General features: G+C 69.9%; 6 protein-coding genes. All 6 read left to right on the forward strand.

The window, feature by feature from the left end:
- Positions 1-122: 122 nt before the first annotated feature.
- Positions 123-833, forward strand: coding sequence for a translesion DNA synthesis-associated protein ImuA (imuA, locus tag KH616_RS03125; RefSeq protein WP_292236312.1), 711 nt, complete (start codon positions 123-125; stop codon positions 831-833).
- Complete coding sequence (locus KH616_RS03130) at positions 766-2,247, forward strand: DNA polymerase Y family protein (RefSeq protein WP_292236315.1); 1,482 nt, start codon at positions 766-768, stop codon at positions 2,245-2,247. Before imuA ends, KH616_RS03130 begins: the two co-directional genes overlap by 68 nt.
- A 6-nt stretch (positions 2,248-2,253) precedes the next feature.
- The gene (locus KH616_RS03135; protein WP_292236318.1) at positions 2,254-5,439 is read left to right on the forward strand and encodes an error-prone DNA polymerase; all 3,186 of its coding nucleotides are present in this window, start codon (positions 2,254-2,256) and stop codon (positions 5,437-5,439) included.
- Between the two features lie 408 nt (positions 5,440-5,847).
- On the forward strand, positions 5,848-6,951 hold the full coding sequence (nagA, locus tag KH616_RS03140) for an N-acetylglucosamine-6-phosphate deacetylase (protein ID WP_292236320.1): 1,104 nt from the start codon (positions 5,848-5,850) through the stop codon (positions 6,949-6,951).
- Complete coding sequence (locus KH616_RS03145) at positions 6,944-7,951, forward strand: SIS domain-containing protein (RefSeq protein ID WP_292236326.1); 1,008 nt, start codon at positions 6,944-6,946, stop codon at positions 7,949-7,951. Before nagA ends, KH616_RS03145 begins: the two co-directional genes overlap by 8 nt.
- 16 nt (positions 7,952-7,967) lie before the next feature.
- Positions 7,968-8,424 (forward strand): PTS glucose transporter subunit IIA (locus KH616_RS03150; protein WP_292236323.1); only part of this gene is annotated, 457 nt, incomplete at its 3' end.

Genomic DNA, 8,424 nt, shown 5'->3' on the forward strand with positions numbered 1-8,424 from the left:
GCGGTAAGCCGGGCCTGCACATGCAGGCCCTTTTTTTCGTCCGTCGCGGATGCCCGCGCAGGGACTGTCACGCAGCGGCGTCTTGCCATATACTGTATATCCATACAGTTATCGGTGGCGTCATGCTCGCATCCTCCCTCTCCCCCGAAACGCTGCACCCTTCGCTCTGGCGCGGCTCCCAGCTCGCCCGGGGCGGTCCGCGCACGGTCGATACCGGCTTCGCGGCGTTGTCGGCCGAATTGCCGGGCGGCGGCTGGCCCGTCGGCGCCCTCGTCGAACTGCTGGCCGCGCAGCCCGGTTGTGGCGAAATGCGGCTGCTCGCGCCGGCGCTGGCGCGCGCCGTCAGCGCGCGGCGGCCGCTCGCATTCGTCGCGCCGCCGCAGTCGCCGCACGCGGGCGCGCTCGCCGAGCTCGGCGTGCCGCTCGACGCGATGATGTGGCTGCGCGCCGGGCGCGGCGCGGATGCGCTCTGGGCCGCCGAGCAGGCGCTCAAGACCGGCTGCTGCGGCGCACTGCTGTTCTGGCAGCCGGACGTCCGCGCCGATGCGCTGCGGCGCCTGCATCTCGCCGCCGCGCGCGCCGGCGACACGCTGTTCGTGATGCTGCGTCCGCTCGCGGCTGCGCGGCAGCCGTCGCCGGCGGTGCTGCGCATCGCGCTCCAGCCGGTGCCGGGCGGCGTGTCGGTCGAGATCGTCAAGCGCCGCGGGCCCGAGCACGGCGAGCCGCTCGTGCTCGAACTGTCTTCGCCCATCGTGGAGGGCCGCTATGCGCGTCTTGCTCGGCATCCATCTGCCGCGCCTGCCGCTCGACGTGTGCGCGTCCGCGCCGCCTGACGGCCGGGCGGGCTGCGCCGTGCTCGAGCAGGGCGTCGTGCTGATCGCCGATGCGGCCGCGTGTGCGCGGGGCGTGCGGGCGGGCATGAAGCGCGGCGGCGTGCTGACGCTGTCGCCTGACACGCAGCTCGTCGAGCGCGATCCGGCGCGCGAGGCCGATGCGCTGCGCGCGGTCGCGCTCGCGCTGCTGCGTTTTTCGCCGTGCGTCGCGCTCGACGGCGAAGCGACGCTCATCGTCGACGTCGGTGCGAGCCTGCGTCTGTTCGGCGGCCTGCCGTCGCTGTGCCGCCAGGTGCGCGCGACGCTCGCGGCGCTCGGCTATGCGGCGAACCTTTCCGCCGCCCCGACCGCGCGCGGCGCATGGCTGCTCGCGCGCGTATCGGGCCGCTCGGGCGCACGGCGGCGCGTTGCCCGCACGGCATCGCTCGTGCGCATACTCGATGCGCTGCCGTGCGAACTGCTGCCTGATGCGCGTCCGTATGCGGGCTGGTTCGACGGTCTCGGCTGCCGCACGCTCGCGGATCTGCGCCGCCTGCCGCGTGCCGGGCTGCAGCGTCGCTGCGGTCCCGCGCTGCTTGCTGCGCTCGACCGCGCGTATGGCGCGGCCGCGGAGCCGCTCGCGTGGATGCCGGTGCCGCCCGTGTTCGATGCGCGGCTCGAATTGCCGGAGCGGGTCGAGTACGCGGAGGCGGTGCTGTTCGTCGCGCGGCGGCTCGTCGTGCAGCTCTGCGGCTGGCTTGCCGCGCGGCAGCTGTCGCTGGCCGCGATGACGTTCGGTCTCGAGCATGAGCGCGGCCGGCAAGCGGTGCCGCCAACGTCGCTCGAACTTGCGTTCGCGGAGCCGGCGCGCGACGAGGCGCATTTCATGCGGCTGCTCGGCGAGCGGCTCGCGCGTGTCGCCCTGCCCGCGGCGGTGATCGCGGTGCGGCTGACGGTCACGCGTGTCGAGTCGGTCGCGCCACCCGCCGACGACCTGTTTCCCGAGCCCGGCGGCACGCGGGAAGCGCGTGCGCGGCTGGTGGAATTGCTGATCGCGCGGCTTGGCGCGGATAACGTGCTGCAGGCGGCCCCCGTCGCCGATCACCGGCCCGAGGCGGCGAACCGCTGGCTGCCGATTTCCGCGGCGGCCGGCAAGCACGGCGCGCCGGCCGCCGCGGCGCCGCGTCCTGCATGGCTGCTGGCCGAGCCGCAGCCGCTGTCGACCCGCGAGAACCGGCCGTTTTTCCGCACGCCGCTCCGGTTCATGTCGTCGGCCGAGCGGATCGAGGCGGGCTGGTACGACGGCCAGCCCGTTGCGCGCGACTACTACGTCGCGCAGGACGACGACGGCGCGTGCTACTGGATCTATCAGGAGCGGACGAGCAGCCGCGATGCCGCCGGGCCGCGCTGGTATCTGCACGGCCTTTTCGGGTAAGCGGCGATGCGTGAGGAATTCAGGTTCCTGCCCGACTACGCGGAGCTGTTCTGCCGCTCGAACTTCTCGTTCCTGCATGGCGCGTCGTCCGCGGACGAGCTGGTCGAGCGCGCGTCGGCGCTCGGCTATCGCGGCATCGCGATCACCGACGAATGCTCGCTCGCCGGTGCGCCGCGGATGCACGTCGCCGCGCAGGCGAAAGGGCTGCCGCTCGTCGTCGGCGCGTACTTCGACGTAACGCCGGACGATGTCGCACCGGGCCACGATCCCGGCCCGGGCGCGTTCGGCCTCGTGTTGCTCGCGCGGAATCGCGAGGGCTACGGCAACCTGTCCGAGCTGATTTCGTGGCGGCGCATGGCCGCGCCGAAGGGCACCTACCGGCTGACGCCGCGCATGCTGTCGTCGCCGCCGCCTGAATATGCGCATCTGCGCGGCGTGCCCGATTGTTTCGCGATACTCGTGCCGGCCTATCCGGTGCGTGCGGACGTCCTCGATGCGCAGGTCGCGTGGTTCGATGCGGTATTCGGCGAACGCGCGCGGCTCGGCCTCGTCCAGTTGCAGCGCGCGCTCGACGGGGCGCAGCGCGAGCTCATCCGCAAGGCCGGCAGCCGGCGCGCGATGCGTGTCGTAGCGCTCGGCGACGTGACGATGCATGCGCGTTCGTGCAAGCCGCTGCAGGACGTGATGACGGCGATCCGGCTCGGCATGCCGGTCGCCGAATGCGGCTATGCGCTCGCGCCGAACGCGGAGCAGCATCTGCGTGCGCGTCAGCGGCTGGCGCAGCTGTTCGATGCCGACGAGCTGGCGCAGACTTGCCGGATGCTCGACGCGTGCCATTTCGACCTCGGCAAGCTGCGCTACGAGTATCCGCACGAGATCGTGCCGGAAGGGCACACGCCCGCGAGCTACCTGCAGCAGGAAACCTGGGCGGGCGCGTGCCGGCGCTATGCGGGCAAGGTGCCCGATCATGTGCGGGAGCGGATCGACTACGAGTTGAAGCTGATCGCCGAGCTGAAATATGAGCCGTACTTCCTGACGGTCTATGACGTCGTCAAATACGCGCGCAGCCAGGACATCCTGTGCCAGGGCCGCGGCTCGGCGGCGAACTCGGTCGTCTGCTATTGCCTGGGTGTCACCGAGGTGAGTCCGGAGCAGAGCACGCTGCTGTTCGAGCGCTTCATCAGCCGCGAGCGCGGCGAACCGCCCGACATCGACGTCGATTTCGAGCACCAGCGGCGCGAGGAAGTCATCCAGTATCTGTACGGGAAATACGGCCACAACCGTGCCGCACTTGCCGCGGCCGTGTCGACGTATCGTCCGCGCGGCGCGCTGCGCGAGACCGGCAAGGCGCTCGGCGTCGATCCGATGCTGATCGAACGGGTCGCGAAAGGGCATCGCCGGTTCGACGGCAGCCGCGATCTGCTCCAGCAGTTCGCGTCGGTCGGGCTCGATCCCGACACACCGCTGATCCGCGCATGGGCCGAGTTCGCCGCGCGGCTGCTCGGTTTCCCGCGCCACTTGTCGCAGCACTCGGGCGGCTTCGTGATCAGCAGCGGCAAGCTCACGCGGCTCGTGCCGGTCGAGAATGCGGCGATGGACGGGCGGCGCGTGATCCAGTGGGACAAGGACGATCTGGAAGCGCTCGGGCTGATGAAGGTCGACGTGCTCGCACTCGGGATGCTGTCGGCACTGCATCGCGCGTTCGACATGGTGGGGGCATGGCGCGGCAAGCCATTCGGGATGCCGGACATTCCGCTGGACGACACGGCAACCTACGACATGATTTGCCGCGCCGATACGGTCGGCGTGTTCCAGATCGAATCGCGCGCGCAGATGTCGATGCTGCCGAGGCTGAAGCCGCGCACCTATTACGACCTCGTGATCGAAGTCGCGCTCGTGCGGCCGGGGCCGATCCAGGGCGGCGCGGTGCATCCGTACCTGAAGCGGCGGCAGGGGATCGAGCCCGTCAGTTACCTGAAGGAGGCGCTGAGGCCGGCGCTCGAGCGTACCCACGGCGTGCCGATCTTCCAGGAGCAGGTGATGCAGATCGCGATCATCGCGGCAGGCTTCACGCCGGGCGAGGCCGACGCACTGCGCCGCGCGATGGCGGCATGGAAACGCAAGGGCAATCTCGAGCCGTATCACCGCAAGATTGTCGACGGGATGCGGGCGCGCGACTATCCGCCGGAATTCGCCGAGCAGATCTTCGAGCAGATCAAGGGGTTCGGCGAATACGGCTTCCCGGAGAGCCACGCGGCGAGCTTCGCGCATCTCGTCTACGCGAGCAGCTGGCTCAAGTGCCACGAGCCGGCGATCTTTCTTGCCGCACTGCTGAACAGCCAGCCGATGGGTTTCTATCCGCCCGCGCAGCTCGTGCAGGACGCCAGGCGCCATGGCGTGACGGTACTGCCGATCGATGCGACGGCAAGCGGCTGGGAGGCATCGCTTGAAGCGCCGTCCGGTCAGGCATCGCCCGGCAATCAGCCGGCGGTGCGGCTCGGCCTGTCGCTCGTGCGCGGCCTCGGCGAGGCCGCCGCGCGACGGATCGAGGCGGCGCGCGCGGCGGGGCCGTTTGCGAGTGTCGACGAACTCGCGCGCCGCGCGCAGCTCGAGCGTCGCGATCTGACGGCGCTCGCCGCCGCGAACGCGCTCGCGGAGCTCGCCGGCAACCGGCGCGATGCGCTTTGGCAGGCGGTTGCGGCGGTGCCGGAGCGCGGCCTGCTCGCCGCCGCGCCGATCGACGAGCCGGTGAAGCCCGTGCTCGGCGCACCGTCCGAGGCCGACGATATCCTCGCCGACTACGATACGACGGGCCTGACGCTGAACCGGCATCCGGTCGCACTGCTGCGTCCCGCGCTGCGCGCGCGGCGGCTGGCGTCGGCCGAGGCATTGCAAGGCCGGCGCAGCGGCCAGCTCGCGCGCGCCTGCGGGATCGTGACGGCCCGGCAGCGGCCGGGCACCGCGAAGGGCGTGCTGTTCATGACGCTGGAGGACGAGACGGGCTGCGTGAATGTGATCGTGCGGCCGGAGCTGCTCGAACGGCAGCGCCGCGAGACGCTCGATTCGCAATTGCTCGCGGTGTCGGGCGTCTGGCAGGTCGAGAGCGATGTGCGACACCTGATCGCGCAGCATCTCGAGGATCTGACGTCCTGGCTTGGCGGCCTGCGCACATCGAGCCGCGAATTCCACTGACATGGCGTCGCGCATGCCGATGCGTGGACTGGTTCTATTCCGGTATCTATTTGCCGAACCACCGCGCTGTGTATTTGCCGCCCGAAGTCACGTGAACGCACACCTCATCGGGTAAATACCTATCCTGCAAGATGTTGTAAACAAAGGGTTTGTCGGAACTAAACCGCTTACGGTACAAGGCTTCCGACGAATTCCGAGCGATTAATACCAGTTTGTTGACTGGTATTATGGTGGTTATATAATTCGTTCACTTTCGACGGTGTCCGGACGTCGCGCGACGCCCCGGCGGCACCGGAAACCGGCTGGCCCGAACGGGCGCTGCGATGTCCATCGCAGCCGCCGCAGCCGCCGCGGCAGCCGGGAATCACGACGCGCTTCGTCGCGTCACCCGATCATCAAGGAACGCTCATGCTGACCGGAAACATACTGACGCCCGAAGGCTGGGTCCACGGCACGATCGAATTCGAGAACGGCCGCATCACGTCGCTCGCGGGCGCATCCGCCGATCCCGCCAGGAACGACGCGCCGTACATCCTGCCCGGCTTCATCGACCTGCACGTGCACGGCGGCGGCGGCGCCGACGTGATGGAAGGCGGCGACGCAATCGAGACGATCGCCCGCACGCATGCGCAATACGGCACGACGAGCCTGCTCGCGACGACGATGACCGCGCCGCGCGACGAGCTGATGCAGGTCGTCGCGGATCTCGGCGACGTTGCGCGCACCCGCACGCCGGGTGGCGCGCGCGTGCTCGGCGTGCATCTCGAAGGGCCGTACATCAATCCCGGCAAGCTCGGCGCGCAGCCGGACGCGGCCGTGTCGGCGGTACTCGACGAAGTGCTGAAGTATCTGTCGATCGCGCCGATCCGCGTCGTCACGCTCGCGCCGGAAATCGCCGGGCACATCGAGATCATCGGCGAGATGGCCGCGCGCGGCGTGCGCGTGCAGCTCGGCCACTCGCTCGCGACCTACGACGACGCAGTCGCCGCGCTCAAGCACGGTGCGTGCGGCTTCACGCACCTGTTCAACGCGATGTCGCCGCTGCATCACCGCAACCCGGGCCTCGTCGGCGCGGCGCTCGCGCATGCCGAATACGCGGAGATCATCCCCGACCTGCTGCACGTGCATCCCGGTGCGATCCGTGCGGCGCTGCGCGCGATTCCGCGCCTGTATGTCGTGACCGACAGCACGTCGGCCACCGGCATGCCCGACGGCGAATACCGGCTCGGCAGCCAGCACGTGACGAAGTGCCTCGGCGGCGTGCGTCTTGCCGACGGCACGCTGGCCGGCAGCACGCTGACGATGGATCAGGCATTGCGCAACCTCGTGTCGCTCGGCCTGCCGCTCGCCGACGTATCGAACCGGATGTCGCGCTATGCGGCCGATTACCTCGGCATTGCCGATCGGGGCCGTATCGCGCGCGGCGCATGGGCCGATCTCACGGTGTTCGATCGCGATCTGAACCTCACCGCGACCTACGTCGAAGGAGAACCGATTGTCGAATATGCTTAACGAGGCGCGCGAGGCCACCCGGGTCGTCGCCGCGCAACTCGCCGACACCTCGCGTGTCGAGGCGCTCGCCGCGCAGCTTGCCGCGCATCCGCCGGCGGTCGTGCTGACGGTCGCGCGCGGCAGTTCGGATCACGCCGCGGCGTATTTCGCGAGCCTGACGATGAGCCGTCTCGGCGTGCCGGTCGCGTCGCTGCCGATGTCGGTCGCGACCCTGCAGCAGGCGCCGCTGAGGGTGAGGGACCAACTCGCGATCGCCTTTTCCCAGTCCGGCCAGAGCCCCGATCTCGTCAACACGATGGCCGCGCTGCGCGAAGCCGGCGCGCGCACGGTCGCCGCGGTCAACGTGCTGCCGTCGCCGCTCGCCGATGCATGCGCGCACTCGTTGCCGCTGCTCGCCGGCCCGGAGCTGTCGGTTGCGGCGACGAAGAGCTATATCGCGATGCTGTCGCTGTCCGCGCAGATCGTCGCGTTCTGGCAGCGCGACGCCGCGCTCGTCGACGCATTGCACGGTCTGCCCGGCGTGCTCGGGCAGGCCGCCGCGCTCGACTGGTCGCCGGCTGTCGCGGCGCTGGCCGACGTCGAACGGATGATCGTGATCGGCCGCGGCTCCGGTCTCGCGATCGCGCAGGAAGCCGCGCTGAAACTCAAGGAAACCTCCGGCATCCAGGCCGAAGCGTTCTCGAGCGCCGAGGTTCGTCACGGCCCGATGGAGCTGATCGACCGCGACTATCCGCTGCTCGTGTTCGCACCGCCCGGGCCGGAGCAGACGGGTCTGCTGCAACTTGCGGCCGACATGCGCGCGCGCGGCGCCGCCGTGCTGCTTGCCGCGCCCGCCGGCACGTCCGGCGCGACGCTGCCGATCGCCACGTCCGCGCAGCCGGCGCTCGATCCGATCGCCGCCATTCTTTCGTTCTACGTGATGGCGGCGGAGCTTGCCGTCGTGCGCGGCCGCAATCCCGATACGCCGCGCCACCTGAACAAAGTCACCGAAACGCATTGATGAGCCGAGAACGCCGATGAGACGCGCCGAGGAGTCCCAGTTGAAGAGCCCCACCCACGATCCGATCGTTCTGCTTGCTCCGCTCACGGGGCCGATCGTTCCGCTGGCCGATGTGCCCGATCCGGTGTTCTCCGGCGGGATGTTCGGCGACGGCATCGGCATCGATCCGCTCGACGGCAAGCTCGTCGCGCCGTGCGCCGGCGTCGTGTCGCATCTCGCGCGCACCGGTCACGCGGTGACGATCACGACGCCGCAAGGCGCGGAAATCCTGCTGCACGTCGGCATCGACACCGTCGAGCTGAACGGGCGGGGCTTCGTCGCACATATCGAGGCGGGGACGCGCGTCGAGGCAGGCGATCTCCTGATCACCTTCGACCAGGATGCGGTCGCCCGCACCGCGCACAGTCTCGTGTCGGTGATCGCGATTGCGAATTCGGACGCGTTCGACATCGTCGAGCGCGCGCCGGGCGGCG

It is taken from the genome of Burkholderia sp., assembly GCF_018375725.1.
In the GTDB taxonomy this organism is placed as follows: domain Bacteria; phylum Pseudomonadota; class Gammaproteobacteria; order Burkholderiales; family Burkholderiaceae; genus Burkholderia.